The organism is Herbaspirillum sp. NPDC087042 (assembly GCF_044745245.1).
In the GTDB taxonomy this organism is placed as follows: domain Bacteria; phylum Pseudomonadota; class Gammaproteobacteria; order Burkholderiales; family Burkholderiaceae_D; genus Herbaspirillum.
Genome location: NZ_JBIUZW010000018.1, coordinates 93650 through 110346, shown reverse-complemented (window position 1 = coordinate 110346; position 16697 = coordinate 93650). Strand labels below are relative to the sequence as shown.

Annotated in this window: 15 protein-coding genes; 2 read left to right on the top strand and 13 right to left on the bottom strand. The window is 64.7% G+C overall.

Annotated elements, in window-relative coordinates:
- Nucleotides 1-2: 2 nt before the first annotated feature.
- The 5 genes from ACIPHN_RS21950 to ACIPHN_RS21930 form a co-directional block, all read right to left on the bottom strand.
- Complete coding sequence (locus tag ACIPHN_RS21950; protein ID WP_400440127.1) at nt 3-917, bottom strand: glycine betaine ABC transporter substrate-binding protein; 915 nt, start codon at nt 915-917, stop codon at nt 3-5.
- A gap of 64 nt (nt 918-981) precedes the next feature.
- Complete coding sequence (locus ACIPHN_RS21945; RefSeq protein WP_400440125.1) at nt 982-1695, bottom strand: ABC transporter permease; 714 nt, start codon at nt 1693-1695, stop codon at nt 982-984.
- Between the two features lie 589 nt (nt 1696-2284).
- The gene (locus ACIPHN_RS21940; protein WP_400440122.1) at nt 2285-2983 is read right to left on the bottom strand and encodes a DUF4197 domain-containing protein; all 699 of its coding nucleotides are present in this window, start codon (nt 2981-2983) and stop codon (nt 2285-2287) included.
- Between the two features lie 48 nt (nt 2984-3031).
- Nucleotides 3032-4366, bottom strand: coding sequence for an MFS transporter (locus ACIPHN_RS21935; protein ID WP_400440120.1), 1335 nt, complete (start codon nt 4364-4366; stop codon nt 3032-3034).
- A gap of 187 nt (nt 4367-4553) precedes the next feature.
- A complete protein-coding gene (locus ACIPHN_RS21930; RefSeq protein ID WP_400440117.1) occupies nt 4554-5345 on the bottom strand; it encodes an AraC family transcriptional regulator in 792 nt (263 codons plus the stop codon).
- A gap of 120 nt (nt 5346-5465) precedes the next feature.
- Here ACIPHN_RS21930 and ACIPHN_RS21925 point away from each other — a divergent pair, with 120 nt between their 5' ends.
- Entirely contained in the window at nt 5466-6380 is a 915-nt protein-coding gene (locus ACIPHN_RS21925) for a DMT family transporter (RefSeq protein ID WP_400440115.1), read from the top strand.
- A 109-nt stretch (nt 6381-6489) separates the two neighbouring features.
- Complete coding sequence (locus ACIPHN_RS21920) at nt 6490-6894, top strand: NINE protein (RefSeq protein WP_400440112.1); 405 nt, start codon at nt 6490-6492, stop codon at nt 6892-6894.
- Between the two features lie 245 nt (nt 6895-7139).
- Here ACIPHN_RS21920 and ACIPHN_RS21915 read toward each other — a convergent pair whose 3' ends face one another.
- The 8 genes from ACIPHN_RS21915 to ACIPHN_RS21880 form a co-directional block, all read right to left on the bottom strand.
- The gene (locus ACIPHN_RS21915) at nt 7140-8471 is read right to left on the bottom strand and encodes a hemolysin family protein (RefSeq protein ID WP_400440110.1); all 1332 of its coding nucleotides are present in this window, start codon (nt 8469-8471) and stop codon (nt 7140-7142) included.
- A 103-nt stretch (nt 8472-8574) separates the two neighbouring features.
- Nucleotides 8575-10068, bottom strand: coding sequence for a sulfite reductase subunit alpha (locus tag ACIPHN_RS21910; protein ID WP_400440184.1), 1494 nt, complete (start codon nt 10066-10068; stop codon nt 8575-8577).
- A gap of 14 nt (nt 10069-10082) precedes the next feature.
- Nucleotides 10083-11093, bottom strand: coding sequence for an FAD:protein FMN transferase (locus tag ACIPHN_RS21905; protein ID WP_400440107.1), 1011 nt, complete (start codon nt 11091-11093; stop codon nt 10083-10085).
- Between the two features lie 71 nt (nt 11094-11164).
- The gene (locus tag ACIPHN_RS21900; RefSeq protein ID WP_400440104.1) at nt 11165-11995 is read right to left on the bottom strand and encodes a DUF4198 domain-containing protein; all 831 of its coding nucleotides are present in this window, start codon (nt 11993-11995) and stop codon (nt 11165-11167) included.
- 35 nt (nt 11996-12030) lie between these two features.
- Complete coding sequence (locus ACIPHN_RS21895; RefSeq protein WP_400440101.1) at nt 12031-12576, bottom strand: DUF2271 domain-containing protein; 546 nt, start codon at nt 12574-12576, stop codon at nt 12031-12033.
- Between the two features lie 83 nt (nt 12577-12659).
- Nucleotides 12660-13331 carry a PepSY-associated TM helix domain-containing protein gene (locus tag ACIPHN_RS21890; protein ID WP_400440100.1) on the bottom strand — a complete coding sequence of 224 codons (672 nt, stop codon included), beginning with the start codon at nt 13329-13331 and terminating at the stop codon, nt 12660-12662.
- A gap of 136 nt (nt 13332-13467) precedes the next feature.
- Nucleotides 13468-14433 (bottom strand): alpha/beta hydrolase, encoded by a 966-nt coding sequence (locus ACIPHN_RS21885; protein WP_400440098.1) that lies wholly within the window; start codon nt 14431-14433, stop codon nt 13468-13470.
- Nucleotides 14433-16514: a TonB-dependent receptor domain-containing protein gene (locus ACIPHN_RS21880; RefSeq protein ID WP_400440095.1), complete on the bottom strand. Its 2082-nt coding sequence runs from the start codon at nt 16512-16514 to the stop codon at nt 14433-14435. Before ACIPHN_RS21880 ends, ACIPHN_RS21885 begins: the two co-directional genes overlap by 1 nt.
- Nucleotides 16515-16697 lie beyond the last annotated feature (183 nt).

Below are 16697 nucleotides of genomic sequence, written 5' to 3'. Positions count from 1 at the left end.
CCTCAGATCAGGCCGGCTTGCTTGAGGAAGTCGGCCGCCACCTTGGCCACCGGTTCCTGGTCGATGTCGACGCGCTTGTTCAGTTCGGTCATGGTGGCCGTGTCGATCTTGGCGGCCAGCGCATTGAGTTGCCCGGCCAGCGCGGGGTTCTTGTCCAGGATGTCCTGGCGCACCACCGGGGTGGCCTTGTAGGCGGCGAAGTAGCCCTTGTCATCGTCCAGCAGCTGCAGGTCGAAACCCTTGATACGACCGTCCGAGGCATAGGTCAGGCCGACGAAGAGCTGTTCGTTCTTCAGGGCCGTATAGACCAGACCGGGGTCCATCTGCTTGACCTCGCTGCGCTCCAGCCTGAAGCCGTACAGGTCCTGCATCGGACCCAGGCCATCGGGACGGGAGGCGAACTCGTAGTCCACGCCCATGAGGTGTGGCTTGCCACCCTCGCGGTCGTCGGCATTGATGCGATCGGCCAGGTCCTGCAGCGTGTGGATGCCGTATTGCTCGGCCAGCTTGCGCGGCATGGCGAAGGCATAGGTGTTGTTGAGCCCGGACTCATTGAGCCAGGCCAGGCCGCGCGGGGCATCCAGCGCCTTGACCTTCTGGTAGATCTGCTCCGGATCGAGCTTGTCTTCGATGTGGTTGTAGACGATCAGCGCGGTGCCGGTGTAATCCCAGACGATGTCGAGCTGGCCGCTCTCCAGCGCCGAGCGCATCAGCGTGGTACCGAGGCCGTTCTTGAGTTCGGTGTCATAGCCCTTGGCGCGCAGGTATTGCGCGGTCATGTCCGAGAGCAGCAACTGCTCGGTGAAGTTCTTGCCGCCGATGACCAGGTTCTGCGCTTGTGCGCCGGCCGTGCCGAACAGGGCCAGGCCCATGGCGAGGGCGCACAGGGCGGTTTTGACGATGGTCTTGGATGTCATGCTGTCCTCTCTGCCGCTGCGCCGTGATGACGGCATGCGGCCATTCTTGTGATGGAAACCTGCATCAGGTGCGCAGGCCGCGTCGTGCCAGGTAGCAGCTCGACAGGGTCGTCACCAGGGCATCGAGCACCAGGGCCAGCAAGGCCGTGGCGGCAGCGCCCAGCAACAGCTGGCCGTGGTTGTTGAGATAGATGCCGGGGAAGATCAGGCCGCCCAGGCTTTCGCCGCCGATCAGCATCGACAGCGGCGCGGTGCCCACATTGATGGCCAGCGCGGTGCGCACACTACCCACGATGATGGGCAGCGCATTGGGCAATTCCACGCGCAACAGGATCTGGTAGGGCTTCATGCCGATGCCGCGCGCGGCTTCCTTCATGGCGGCCGGCACGTTCTTCAAGCCCTCGTAGGTGTTGCGCACGATGGGCAGGAGCGAGGCCAGCCACAGGGCCAGGATGGTCGGGCCATTGCCGATGCCGAAGAAGGCCAGCGCCAGCGCCAGCACCGCGATCGACGGGATGGTGTTGCCGATGTTGAAGATCTGGATGAATTTTTCTGCACTGCGCTGCATCGAAGGACGCGACAGCGCGATACCAGCGGGAATGCCGGTGGCCAGGGCCAGCGCCATGGAACAGAACACCAGTTCCAGGTGCTTGCCGGTGTAGTAGACCAGGTCACCGCGGTACTTCTGGATGACGTCCGGACCGATCCACCAGACCAGGCCTGCAAGGACCAGCGCAATCCCGATAGCGCCGGCGAAGACGTGACGAACACGTGTCATGTTACCCCCTGTTGGTATAGCCGGCACGACATGACGCCGCGACGACGGGTTGTAGAGTCAAGTTTTCAGGGGTTCGCTTGCCCATCTGGGCGTATCGTTTGGATGCGAACCGAAAGCTGCAGGGCAGCGATGAAACCGAAGCGATGAAGCCAGCCTCGGCATGATGCATACCGGACAGGGATGGGAACGGCTTACCGTGGAGGACGGAGTTGCGTTCGCGCTGCCAGCCGGAAATTTGGACAACCCGCTAACGCGGATCGGACACTGCTGAGAGTCGTTGTTGAACAAGAAATGTCGCTAAGACAAACGATAGTTTAATGCAATTGCTTAATGCTGTCCAGCAATGTAGGAATTTGAATCCATAACTTGCAGATATGAAGCGCTTTAAAAAGTTCCCAACGGCATCGAAAATGTCGTTAAAAGACTGCAAAGCGTAAACGTCCAATCCGCCGCCATCCCTTGCCCCTGGCGGTCCCTGCCGAGCTTGGCCGACAAGAAATTCGCGCAAAAAAAATCGCCGCTCCCTCTTCGGAAGCGGCGATGTCGAGATAGCCAGTCCGGCCGGTCAGGCCGATAGTGTGCGTCGATGTCAGTGCAAGGCGCCGAACACCTTGCCGATGATGGCGCTGCCGGTTCCCACCGGGTCCTTGCGGATGGCCTTTTCTTCCTCGCCGATCATCAGGAACAAGCCATCCAGCGCGCGCTGGGTGACATAGCCCTCGACGGTGCTCTGGTCGCCGCTGACCAGGCCGGTCTTGGCGACCTGGCCCATGACGGCGTTGTAGCGGCCCGAGAGACCATTCTTGTCGGTGATCTGCTTGACGATGGGCAGGAACTTCACCGCCAGGTCACCCGAGGTCTTCTGGCGGAAGAAATCGGTCACCGAGGTGTCGCCGCCGCTGAGGATGTTCTTGGCATCGGTGACCGACATGGACTTGACCGCATTGACCAGCAGCGGTTTGGCCAGCGGCACGGCGGCTTCGGCGGCATGGTTCATGTCAGTCACCAGGGCATCGACCTGGGCGCCCTGCCCGGTCATGCGGATGATGGGCATGGCTTGCTCCAGGGCGCTGGGCAGGTGGATCTTGACCTTGTCGTTGTCGAGGAAGCCGTTTTGCCGGCCCAGGTTGGACACGGCGGTATTAGCGCCCTTCTCCAGCGCCGCCTTCAGGCCGGCGGTGGCGTCCTGGTTGCTCAGGTCGGACAGGGAGAAAGCGAAGGCGCCGCAGCTGGCGAGCAGGCAGCTGGCCGCCACCAGGCGGCGCAGCGAAGAGGAAGGATGGGACATGGTGCAGGGTCTCCGGTCACGAGGGATGACCGGCATCATACCAGTCCCTTATTTACCCTGCGACAGTTCCAGTCCGGCGTTGCGCGGCAGCTTGCCGCTGATGGGCACCGAGGCCACCGAGAACAGGCCGATCACCAGGAAGACCGGCCAGAAGTCGGCTTCGACGATGGTCTCATGCCCTTGCACGTGATTGGACAATTGCAGCGCGATACCCGCCACCGTCACGCCCAGGCCCAGCGACAATTGCTGGATCACGCTGGCCAGGCTGGTGACGCGGCCAGCGTCGCGGTTGTCGATGTCGGCGTAAGCGATGGAGTTCAGGCAGGTGAATTGCAGCGCCGGGAACACGCCACCCATGAGCACGATGGCGACGATCAGCAGGTAAGGCGTGTGCATGCTGAAGATGCCATAGGCCGCTAGGGCGATGCCGGCAAACACCGCATTGACCATCAGCACCGTGCGGAAACCATAGCGGCGCAGCACGCGGCTGGCCAGCAAGCGGATGAACAGCGAGCCGAAGGCCGAGGCACAGGTGATGCTGCCGGCCTGGAAGGCGGTCATGCCCAGGCCTTCCTGCAAGGCCAGCGGCAGCAGGAAAGGCACGGCACCGATGCCGATGCGGAACAGCGAGCCGCCCACCACGCTGGCATGCAGCGTGGGAATGCGCAGCAGGCGGAAATCCAGCAAGGGATACTCGATCTGGGTCGAGTGGCGGTAGTACATCGCCAGCGCGATCACGCCGATGGCACACATCGCCACCGGTGTGGCGCCATCGACCAGGTGGCTGCCGAACAGCGACAGTCCCAGCATGATCATGGCCGCCCCCACCGACGTGAGCACGAAACCCTTGGCATCCAGCGGCGCGGGATCATCCTCGACGAAGTTCTGGATGAAACGCTGCGCCAGATACAGGCCCAGGAAGCAGAACGGGATATTGATCAGGAACACCCAGCGCCAATGGAAATAGGTGGTGATGAAGCCCCCCAGCAGCGGCCCCACCACCGGCCCTAGCAGCGCTGGCAAGGTCAGGTAGCTGACCGCCTTGACCAGCTCGGACTTGTCCACCGAACGGGCGATGATGACCCGGCCCACCGGCACCATCATGGCCCCGCCTATGCCCTGCAGGAAGCGCGCCGCCACGAAGGTGACCAGCGAGCCCGAGATCGAGCACAGGATCGAACCGGCCATGAAGACCACCATGGCGGCGCTGAAGACCTTGCGCGCCCCCAGCTTGTCGGCCATCCAGCCGGAGATAGGAATGAACACACCCAGTGCCGCCACGTAGGACGTCATGGCCAGCTTGAGGGTGATCGGATCCTGGTTGAGATCGCGCGCAAGCGCAGGAAGGGAGGTGGCCAGCACGGTGGCGTCCATGTTTTCCATGAACAGCGCACAGCCGACAATAAGCGGAATGAGCAGCGAAGGTCGCACGATTGCAACGGATTGGCGAGTGAAGGGGGATGGAGGTTCTGTGCCTCCTGAAGCTTCACAGTTTATACCAGTTGAGCTTTTCTTGCGGGCAAGCGCCCCAAAGCGTGCCGCTGGCGTGGCAAATGCGCATCGTTGCAAGCTAGCCAAGCACCTCGTCGACATTACGGAAAAACCGGCTGGGCACGCTGCCGAAATGCTTGCGGAACATGGCGGCGAAGGCGCTCTGGCTGGTGTAGCCATGCGCCAGCGCGACGTCGATGACCTTGTCGCCACGCGCCAGCTGTTCCAGCGCCAGGAGCAGCCGGGCCTGCTGGCGCCAGTGAGCGAAGCGCATGCCGGTGCCGGCGCGGAAACGACGGTGGAAGGTGCGCGTGGCAATGTGCAGCTGGTCGGCCAGTTGCTCCACCGTCAGCTGCAGATCGGGCTCCTGCATCAGCGCCTCGCACTGGCGACGCAGGCCGGGATCGGCCGGCAGCGGCAGGTAGAGCGGCAATACCGGCACCGAGCGCAACTCCATCACCAGCAGGTGCAGCAGATGCCAGGCGCGCGATGCCGGTGCCAGTTCGGTCCCCTGCCCCAGGCCGACGGCGGCCACGATCAGCTCGCGCAACAACGGCGGGATATCCAGCACGCAGCTTTGCAGCGGCAGGCCGGGCAGATGGCCGTCATGGATGAAGACGGTACGCATCTTGACCGCGCCGCGCATGCGCACCTGGTGCTCCACGTCCGCCTGCAGCCACACGCCGCGCGTGGGTGGCACTACCCAGCGGCCGTCGGCCGTCTCCACGCACAGCACGCCTTCGATGGCATACAGCAGCTGGGCGTGCGGATGGCGATGCGGCGGGATCACATGCGCATGGGGATAGTCGATGGCCAGCGCCCCGCAGGGGGCATCGGCGGCGATCAGGTGCTGGTAGTCGGCGCTGTCCATGGATAAAGAAGGCGGGAGTGTCACTTCTACGCTAAGTATCGGCATCTTAGCACGCGAATGACATCCCCAAACCGGGCAGGATGAGCCCCTGACCTCCCTGAACCCTGAAAAAAGAACATCATGCCGATGACCGCCTATCTCTACCCCTTTCTTGCCATCGTCCTGTGGGCCGGCAACGTGATCGTCTCCAAGCTCGCCGCCAGCGCCATCTCGCCGGTGGCCATCACCTTCTACCGGCTGATCCTGCTGCTGGTGCTGATGAGCCCCTTTGTCCTGGGTCCGCTGTGGCGCAACCGCGCGCTGATCCGCCGTCACTGGTGGAAGCTGGCGCTCTCGGGCCTGCTGGCGATGGCGTTTTTCCAGAGCCTGTCCTATCGCGCCGCCGTCAGCACCACGGCCACCAACATGGCCATCGTCACCGCCCTGATCCCCTTGCTGACCGCCCTGCTGTCGGTGCTGGTGCTGGGTGAAGCGGTGACGCTGGGCATGGCCGCCGGTGGCGTACTGTCCTTCGCCGGCCTGCTCTACCTGGTGGGCCAGGGCGATGTCTCGCAGGCGCTGCGCGGTGGCGTCCATCTGGGCGATGCACTCATGCTGCTGGCCGCGCTGTCGTATTCGCTCTATGGCGTGCTGCTCAAGCACTGGAAGATGAACGTGCCGGCCTGGCAGGCCATCTATGTGCAAGCCATCGCCGGGCTGGTGTTCATGCTGCCGCAGTTCCTGCTGCTGGCCCCCGGCAGTGCCGCCCTGGATGCCCGCACGCTGCCGCTGATCGGCTACTCCGGCATCGGCTCCTCGATCCTGCTGTCCTATCTGTGGATCGAGGGCGTCAAGCGTCTGGGGCCCAATCGCTGCAGCATCTTCATCAACCTGCTGCCGCTGCTGACGGCCTTGCTGGCCATCCTGTTGCTGCACGAAGAGATGCATGCCTACCACCTCATCGGCGGTGGTGTGAGCCTGGTCGGCGTGCTGCTGACGCAGATCGTGCAACGGCCGCTGACGGGTGCGCGCCGCCTGCCGGCCAAGGGGGCCTGACGCGAACTTCCTCCCTCCGTCGTGACTCCACATGGATGAGCCGGAACGCCGCCCGCGCACTACAATGCGCGGGCGGATTACTTTTTCCGGCACTTTTCATGGAGCCTGCATGACCAATGACACCCACAGCAAAACCCTGGGCTACCTGCTCTGGATCTTCGGATTCACCGGCGCCCATCGCTTCTATTACGGCAAGCCCGTCTCCGGCACGATCTGGTTCTTCACCTTCGGCCTGGCCGGCATCGGCTGGCTGGTCGACCTCTTCCTGATTCCCTCGATGGACCGCGAAGCCGACCGCCGCTTCGTCGGTGGTGACAACAACTACTCGGTGGCCTGGCTGCTGCTGACCTTCCTGGGGGTCTTCGGCGTCCACCGCATGTACATCGGCAAGTGGCTCTCTGGCATCCTCTACCTGCTCACCGGCGGCGTGTTCCTGCTGGGCGTGCTGTACGATTTCTGGACCCTCAACGCTCAAGTCTCCGAGCGTAACCACGGCGCGCAATTGCGCGGCTGAACACCACCGGCAAGCATCCCCCGACGGTACAACAAAAAGCCCGCATCCTTGCGGATGCGGGCTCGCCCACGACGATCTCTGCTATGGTTACTACCGTTACTGCTACTGCGGTTACAGCGGTTGCTGCGGTACTGCCTTGACTACCGTCGCCTGCTATCCCCGAGTACCAGTCTTGCCAACAGGCGACCGCTGAAGTATCGCCATTTCACTGCCAGCTGGGCATAGGAAAACTCTCAAAACCGGAATCAGTTTGTCGCCGTTTCCTTGTCGGCCTTCTCGTGCCTGTCCTGCTTGAAGCGCGTCACCAGCAACTGGTTGATGCGGTTGCCCTCGATATCGACCACCTCGAACTTGAAGTCCGAGAAGAGCACGAAGTCGGTCTTCTTGGGGATCTTGCGCAGCATGTACATGATGAATCCGGACAGGGTCTCGTAGCCGACCGGGTTGGGATATTCGTCGATGTCCAGCTCGTTCATCACGTCGTTCAAGGGCGTGAGGCCATCCATGAGCCAGGAATTCTCGTCGCGCCGCACGATCTGCTGCTCTTCCTCGGTGATGGCCAGCAGGTTGCCCATCAACACGCCGGTGACATCGGTGATGCTGATGATGCCCACCACCAGCGCATATTCATTGACGACGATGGCCAGGTCCTCGTCCATGGCCTTCATGCGCTCCAGCACTTCCCACAGGTTCAGGCTGTCGGGGATGGACAGCGGGCTATGCACCAGCCCCTTGTCGGCCAGCGAGAACTGCTCACCTTTGAGCAGGCGCTTCAAGACGTCCTTGCTGTCGATGTAGCCCAGCACCGCATCGATATGGCCGTCGCAGACCAGGAAGCGCGAATGCGGATGGTCGATGATCTTCTGGCGTATCGTGGCTTCGCTGTCGGTGAGCAGGAAGTAGACGATGCTGTCGCGCGGCGTCATGGCCGAGGGCACGTAGCGGCTTTCCAGCTCGAACACGTTTTCGATCAGGTGATGCTCCTGGGTCAGCAGCACACCGGCCTGGGCGCCGGCATCGACCATGGCGTGGATTTCGTTGGGGGTGATCACATCCTGGCGCACCTGCGGCAGGCCGAACAGCGTGAAGATCCACTTCGAGAGGCTGTTGAAGAACCACACCAGCGGCCTGAACAGCGTCTCCAGCAGCAGCATGGGCTTGACCAGCACCACCGCGGCGCGCTCCGGCGAGGCCATCGCCAGGCGCTTGGGCATGAGGTCGGCAAAGAGGATGAAGAAGGCCGTCACCACCAGGAAGGACATGGCAAAACTGGCGTTCTCCAGCCACGGGCCGGTGTAGAAGGTGCTGATGATCTCGCGCATGTGGGGGGTCAGGGCCGGCTCGCCGACCACGCCGCCCAGGATGGCCACGGCATTCAGGCCGATCTGCACCACGGTGAAGAAATTGCCCGGCTGCGCCTGCAGCGCCAGGACCCGGTCAGCATTGTGCACGCCTTCCTTGGACATCATTTCCAGGCGGATCTTGCGCGCGGCGGCAATGGAAATCTCGGCGCAGGAAAGAAAGGCACTGACCACCACCAGGAGCAGGATCAGCAGGAGACTGGTGAATATGCTCATGTTGTTCTTATCTCATTGATTTGACGTGACATTCTCTCGCGCAACGGGGAGAAAAGGCAAATCCGGGAGAACCAGCAACAACAAACGGGCCGGCCGGCAGTGCTCAGTACACGTCGCGACGGTAGCGTCCCTGCTCTGCCAGGGCGATCAGGGTGGCTTCGCCCAGGACCTCTTCCAGCGCCGCCGCCACACCGGCGGCCATGCCCTGCAGGCTGCCGCAGACATACAGGCTGGCGCCCTGCCCGACCCAGGTGCGCAGTTCATCGGCGGCCTCGCGCAGCTTGTCCTGCACGTAGACACGTTCTGCCTGATCGCGCGAGAAGGCCAGGTCCAGGCGCTCCAGCCAGCCCTGCGCCTGCCAGGCGTCGATCTCGTCGCCATGGAAGTAATCGTGCTGACGCGAGCGCTCGCCGAACACCAGCCAGTTGCGCCGCTGCCCGGCCGCCACGCGTGCGCGCAGATGGGCGCGCAGGCCGGCCAGCCCGGTGCCATTGCCCACCAGGATCAGGGGCCGCTCATCGGCGGGTGGGTGGAAGGCGCTGTTGCTGCGCACGCGCAGGGCGATCTCCTGCCCTTGCTCTGCATGCAGGCCCAGCCAACCCGAGCCCAGTCCGGGACGGCCATCGGGCTGGTGCATCAGGCGCACCAGCAACTCCAGCGCACCGTCCTGCGGCAGCGAAGCGATTGAATAGGCGCGATGCGGCAAGGGCTGCAATTGCGCCAGCAGGGAGGCCGGCGGCAGGCCGCGCAAGGCCTCGCGCCCAGCCGAATCATGGGGTAACTGGTAGCCGGCGAGTGCTTCCGCCAAGGCCGCGTCCTGCAGCCCCAGGGCCTGCATGAAGCGCTGGACTTCCCCCGCGCCATGGCGCGGGCCGATCTCGGCGATATCGCCGGCCTGCCACGCCGGGGCAGGCAAATCCAGCGGCGTGAGCGCGAGATGGAACACCGGATCGCCCAGGCTGCCGGGATTCAACAGGCGCCGCTGCGCCAGGCGCCAGCGCCCATAGGTCGGGGCGCTCCAGTCGGCATCATCGCTGTGGCCGCTCAGCACGCTCAACTGATGCTGCCAGTGACGCAAGGCGCCGGCGTCGCCATTGTCGACCTCGATGGCATCGAAGAGCGGCTGGGCATGATGGCGTCGCAGCCAGGCTTGCAGGGCCAGTCCGAAGGCACAGTATTGCTGATAGCTGCGGTCTCCCAGGGCCAGCACGCCGAATCGCAACCCGGCCAGCGATGCCTCCGGCGCCGTGCGCGCCATCCGTTGCGCAAAGCCCGCTGCCGCATCGGGCGCATCGCCCTCGCCCGTGGTGCTGGCCACGAACAGGGCCAGCTGCGTCGCCTGCAGATCGGCCTCGGTGATGTCGCCCAGCGGCGCCATGCGCACTGCCATGCCGGCCCGTCGCAGGCTGTGCATGGTCTGCAGGGCCAGTTGCTCGGCCATCCCGGTCTGGCTGGCAAAGGCCACCAGCACGGCGTCGCGCCGCCCTTCGCCCCACTGCGCCTGCTGCCGCTGCTGGGTGCGACGATGCTTCACGACCGTCAGCACGCAGAACACCAGGTAGCTCAATGCGACCAGGGCTGCCACGAAGTAACGCATCTGCAAGTCCACGCTCACTCCAGCATCGCGGCCAGGGCCGGCGTCAGGGTTTCGCGATAGCCCTCTTCCTGGCTGGCGATGAACAGCGCGGCGATCCCGCGCTGACGGGCAAAGGCCAGTCCGGCGGACTCCCCCATCACGGTCAACACGGTCGCCAGCGCATCGGCCACCATGCATTGCCGGTGCAGCACGGTCACCGACGCCAGGGCATGACGCACCGGCTCGCCCGTGCGCGGATCAAGGGTGTGGGCATAGCGCCGGCCCTGATGGTCGAAGTAGCGGCGATAGTCGCCCGAGGTCGCCACCGCCAGTCCGTGCAGCGCCACCGTCATCCCCGCGCCGGGGTCCTGGGGCGGTCGTTCCAGCGCCACCCAATAGGGCTGCCCATCCTCCTTCACGCCCCAGCCAGACAATTCGCCACCCACCTCGGCCAGCCAGCTCACGCATCCCGCCTCACGCAGGGCCTGCGCCACCAGGTCCACGGCATGGCCCTTGGCGATGCCTGAGAAATCCAGGGTCAGGCCACCAGGCTGACGGATCTTGCCCGCCGCACGATCGAACTCGATGCGCTGCCAGCCACAGCGCGCGCGTGTAGCCTGCAACAGCGCGGCATCCGGCAGGCGCAAACCCTCCTTCAGCGGCGCGCTACCGGGGCCGAATCCCCACACATCGACCAGCGGGCCGACAGTAGGATCGAAGGCGCCATCGCTATCGATAGCCATGGTCTGGGCCGCATCGAGCACCGCGCAAAAGGCTGGCGGCAAGGCATGCCAGCTGCCCGCCGGGGCAAGGTTGAAGACGCTGATGACCGAGTCCGGCTGCCAGGTGCTCATCTCGTCGATGACCCGCTGCAATTGCGCAGTGATGGCCGCTTCGATGCACTCACGCGGCACGCTGCGCGGGGCCAGCGCCTGCACGCTCCAGCTGGTACCCATGGTGGCGCCACCAAGGCGATGCGTGAGCGCGCCGGGTGGCACCCGGGGCGGGGCCTCCATGTCGAGGGGGATCAGTACGCGATGGGACATCGTCGGTATCCAAAATCCAAAACAAAAACGGCGCCTGCAATGCAGGCGCCAGGACTCCACTCAGCGGACGATCAGGGCAGCACTTCGACCGTGGCGATATAGGTGGAACGACGCTGGCCGGCTTGCGGCAGCGTGGTCTTCTGGTCGGACACGCTGGCCTCCATCCAGTACATGCCGGGGCCGCTCCACTTCACGCTGAACTTGCCCTCGGCATCGGTCTTGAGCTTGCTGTCCTGCAGCTTGTCGCGATAACGGATGCCGCCCGGCACCAGTTCCACTTCCACGCCGGCCGCCGGCTTGCCATCGAGCAGCAGCTGGAAGCTGGCCGTGTCACCCGCCACCAGGTCGGTGGGATGGGTGATGGGCTGCAACTCCAGGCCCACGCCGGTGGTCGCCAGCGCGGTCCTGGTCGGCTTGCCGGCGGTCGCGAAGGTCTCCACGCGGCTGTTCATCTGGGTCACCTTCAATTCGGTGGCATTGGCCGGCACTTCCTTGGCCAGGGCCTCGGCGCTGCCGCGCCAGCGCTTTTGCTGGCCATCGAGCTTGTAGCTGGCGAACACGCCATTGTTGACCACCGCGATCTTGTAGGTGCCGGGCTGGCTCAGTTGCACGTCGAAGGTGCTGCGATACTTGCCGGTGGCGGCATTGACGGCCTGCACCGGCTTGCCATCGGGCCCGGTCACCACCAGGCCATCCAGGCGCAGCGGGAAGTGCTCGAAGTAGAACAGGTCGTTAGAGACGGCGGCATCCACCGTCACCCAGGCTTCACTGCCCGAGAGGACGGTGGCCGAAGGCAGCAGCCACTGGCGATGGGCGTGGGCCGACAGCGGCAGGCTGATGGCCAGGGCCAGCGCGGCGATCTTCATCGATCGGCCGGCCAGGCGCTTGAGGGAAATGGTCATGGCTAATCCTCCTTGTGGGTGTGGTTGTGACGGGCTCAGGGTTTCAGGTCCAGGCTGACGGCGCCCAGTTCGCTGCTGCCTTGTGCACGGGCTTCCTGTGCGGCCTTGGGCGGCCACTGGAAGGGCAGCTTCACCAGTTCGCGGCCACCGACTTCGCGCGCCGCCTCCACCATCAGCACGTAGTCACCCGGAGCCAGGCCGGCCAGCGGTCCCTTGCTACTGCCGAAGTTGAGTTTCTGCTCGCCCGGCGCGCGGGTGGCACCGCTGACGCCATCGACGGGCATCTGCAGTTCGCGACCGCTGCGGCGCCACCACTGGCGCATGTCCTTGAGCCACTTCTCGCCTTCCTTGTCCTTCTTCTTGAGGTCGTACCAGACCGCCAGGTTGGCCGCCACGCTCTGGTCGGCACGCTCGATCCAGGCCGACAGGTAGGGACGGTGGTACTCGGCCACGTTCAGGGTCGGGACCTCGATCTTCAGGTTCATCTCGGCTGCCCCGGCCGGGATAGCCTGGGCAAACAGCGCCGCCATGGCCAGTGCCAGGGCGGTCGGTTTGAGCAGTGCGCGTTGACTACGCTTCATGTGACCTCGCTAAAGAGAAACAGGATGAATGGCTGCAGACACCGCGGTGCCTGACCGGCTCAATGGAAAAATCAGTGAATCAATCAGTGCATCAGCACCAGCGCCAGCAACAGCGGCGCCACCAGCCCCAGCACCACCAGCGGCCAGGTCGCGGGGCGCTTGCCGGCATGCATCTGCAACAGGAACAGGCCGGTCACGCAAAACACCAGGCAGGCCACCGCAAAGACATCGATGAACCAGCTCCAGGCGGTCCCGGTATTGCGGCCCTTGTGCAAGTCGTTGAAGTAGGAGATCCAGCCGCGATCGGTCCTCTCGTACTCGACCTGGCCCTGCTCCAGCGCCACCCGCAGCCAGGCATCCCCACCCGGACGCGGCAGCGCCACATAGACCTCGTCGGCCGACCACTCCGCCGCCTGCTCGCCCACGGTCACCGACAGCGCGCTGGCGATCCACTGGCGCAGGGCCGGTGGCAAGGGTTCCTTGCTGCCGCCACGCTTGCCGTCGGCGGCCTCGGCCTGCGCACGCAGCGGTGCCAGCAGTTTCTCGGGCAGCTGCGTGGTGCGATGGCTGACCTGCGGCCGCGCCTCGATCTGGGCGGCATGGTTCAGCGTCAGCCCGGTCACGGCAAAGGCCAGCATCGCCACCAGGCAGAGGCCCGAACTGATCCAGTGCCACTGGTGCAACTGCTTGAGCCAGAAGGCGCGGCGCTGCTGGTCTGCGAGCGGATTGACGGGAATGGCGGCTTGATCCTTCATCGGGGGCAACGAACGCGGCGGCTCTTCGCAAATAATAATAATTCTCAATTATAACGCCGCCGCTGAACAAAACCACCTCCCTCACGGCTCTTTTACTTTGCGATACACGGCGATACAAAACCGCCTCCCGCCTCCTTCAGGGCTGCAGCCAGGGCGGCAGGCCAGCCGCAATGCGTAGCGCCGGTGCCAGTGACGCCGGCAGCATGGGGCCATGGGCCATGCCGGGGAAGCTGCGCCACTGCACCGGCAAGCCATGCTGCGTGCGCAGGCGCGCCAGCAGCTCGGGCAAGGCCTGCGGCGGCAGCGCGGCGCGCGCCGCCAGGGCCGATTGCGTCCCCGCATCCCCTGCGCCGGCCGCGTTGGTATTGCGGCGCTGGCGCTGTTCGGCCTCGCCCACCATCACCCACAATTGCGCGCCGGGGGCGCCGGTGAAACGGCGCTCCTCGTCCAGGATGACGCCCTGCTGCCACCACAGCGACGGGCTGGCAGCGATATAGCGCGAGAACAGCCCAGGCCGGGTGAACAGCGTATGCAACACGAACAGCCCGCCATAGGAATGGCCCCACACGGCCAGGCGCGTGTCATCCAGCGCCACCCGTGCGCGCACCTGCGGCAGGATGCGCTCTTCGATCAGCGCGGCAAATCCATCGGCCCCACCGCCCTGTCGTCCGCGCAGGGTTTCTTCATCGACCTGCCCGGCCGGGATAGGCGGCGTGTAGTCATAGGCCCGCGCCGTGACATCGAAACGCAGCGTCGTGTCATAGCCGATGGCCACGATCACCGGTGGCGTCCCCGCCTGCAAGTCCTGCAACTGGGCCTCGTCGATGGCGGCCAGCGCGGCATTGCCATCGAGCAGGACGATGGCCGGATAGCCCGCCACCGGTGCCGCCTGGCGCGGGATGCCGACCATCACCCGGTAGCCGCGCCGGCCATCGGCGGAGCGCAGGTCAAGGCGTTCGAAGCGATACCAGGCCGAACCGCGCTCGGCGATGCCCGGCCCCAGCGGCTGTGACAGGTCCGGCTGGGCGCTGGCCAGCGCGGGCAGGCCCGCCAGCATCGCGGCGACCAGCAGGCGCCGCCGTTGCAGCTTGGCGCCGCGCATCAGAAACGCTGCGTCAGGCTGACCCACAGGCGGCGACCTTCGCCGACCGTGTTGAAGCTCTGCTCGTCCAGGCGCTTGTCGGTCAGGTTATAGATGGCCGCGCTGACCGAGGTGAGCTTGCTGATGTCGTGCGTGACACCCAGGTCGGCCAGCGCGTAGCCCTTGTACTCCTTCACGCCCGAGGACGAGATGGTGGTACCGGCGGTCCCCACACGGGCGGCGGCATTGACTTCCTTGCCGTGGTAATTGAAGGCGCTCCACAGCGTCCAGGCATCGGCTGGGGTCCAGTCGGCGCGCAGGTTGAACATGTGCTTGGGCGTGCGTGCCAGCGCATAGCCGTCATAGCTGCCGCCCTTCTGGCGCGAGTCCGTATAGGTGTAGTTGGACTTGAAGGCCAGGCTGCGCGTGGCCTGCCAGCGACCGGTCAGCTCGATGCCCTTGATGGTGGCGCGATCGACGTTGTAGCTGGTCCAGAGACGATAGTTGCTGTTGGCCGACCAGCGCGCAATCGAGCCATCGGCGTTGTACACCAGGGCATTGCTGACCTTGTCCTTGAAGTCGGTATAGAACAGCGTGGCGCCCGCCGAGAGGCCGGCCTTGTTGTCCCACAGCGCGCCCAGTTCCCAGCTGGTGCTGGTCTCGGGCTTGAGGTTGGGGTCGCCGATGATCACGCCGCAGGTACCGGTGGGCCCCACGGTGCAGCCGGCACCGCCGGTGGTGTAGGCATAGCCCGGCGCGATGGTGCGGATCTCGGGCGCGCGGAAGCCCCGCGAAACGCCACCCTTGACCACCAGTTCATCGCTGCCGTGCCAGACCGCATACAGGCGCGGGCTCCAGTGGTTGCCGTAGATCTCGTGGTTGTCCAGGCGCAGGCCGCCGGTCAGGGCCAGGCGCTCGGTGAGCTTCCATTCATCCTCGACGAACAGGGCCCTCTGGGCGATCTTGAATTGCTGCGTGATGGTGCTGCTCACGCCCGGATTGACGTCGGTCAGCCTGGCCTCGTTCCACTGCCCGCCCAGCACCAGCCAGTGTGCCTCCAGCGGCATGGAGAACTTGCCATCGATGACCAGGTTCTCGATCTTGGGCGCACGCGTGGCCAGGGTGTAGCGGTCGCTGCCGACCGGGCTTTCGGTATAGCTCTTGCGCTGCGCCTTTTCATAGGCAATCGATACATCCGAGGTGGCCCAGCCATAGCGGCCGGTATGCGACAGCGACATGTGGTCGCGCGGGTTCTCGGTATAGGTGTCGGCAGTGGTCGCTGTCGCGGCCAGGGTGTGATAGTTCGAGCCGTCGCGACGTACCTGGCTGGTACCGATCTCGGCCAGGATGTCGTGATCCTTGTTGGGCGTGAGCGCCAGGCGGGCGGTGAAGTCGGTATCGAGGGCCTTGGTATTGCCGTTGAGGATGCGGTCTTCCTGGCGCTTGTAGACCTTGCCCCACAGTTGCAGGCCCAGCACGTCGGTGGCAATCGGGCCATTGAGGTAGAACTGGCCCTGGTAGGCATCGCCATAGTCGCCATGCTGCTGCAGCGTAGTGTCGAAGCTCACCGCCCCACCCCACTTGCGCGCCACTTTCTTGGTGATGATATTGATGACGCCGCCCATGGCATCGGACCCATACAGCGAGGACATCGGACCCCGCACCACCTCGATGCGCTCGATCGCCTCCAGCGGCGGAATATACGATTGTTCGAAGCCGGCATTGCCATTGGTGCGCGCATCGCGCGTGCTCTGGCGCTTGCCATCCACCAGGATCAGCGTATAGGCGCCGGGCAGGCCGCGGATGAAGATGTCCTTCTCGCTGGCAGTGCCGGTGACGGTCACGCCTTCCACATCCTTCAAGGCATCGGTGAGGTCACGGAAGGGTTTCTTCTTCAGTTCCTCGGGCTTGATGACGGTGATGCTGGCCGGTGCATCCACCACTTCCTGCTCGAAGCCGGTGGCCGTGACCACCACCTCCTTGAGTCCCTGCTGCGCCTGCTCGGCATGGGCCAGGCCTGCAGGCATGGACAATGCTGCGGCCAATGCGGCGGCCACGGCGACGGCCATGCGGGTGGGCGTGAAATGAGTGTGAGCGTGCATGTTGGTATTCCCCTTGTGGATGCCAGTGCGACCGCGGCCGGAATCCGGGCGCAAGCACTCCCCCTGCGGGCCTTCTGGGGGCCTGCAATATCGCGTCGGAACGGGAATGGCGCCGGACCGGATCGGTCCTGGTCGATTGCTGTCGATTTGCAAATGAGAATTATATTCATTTAAAATCCACAA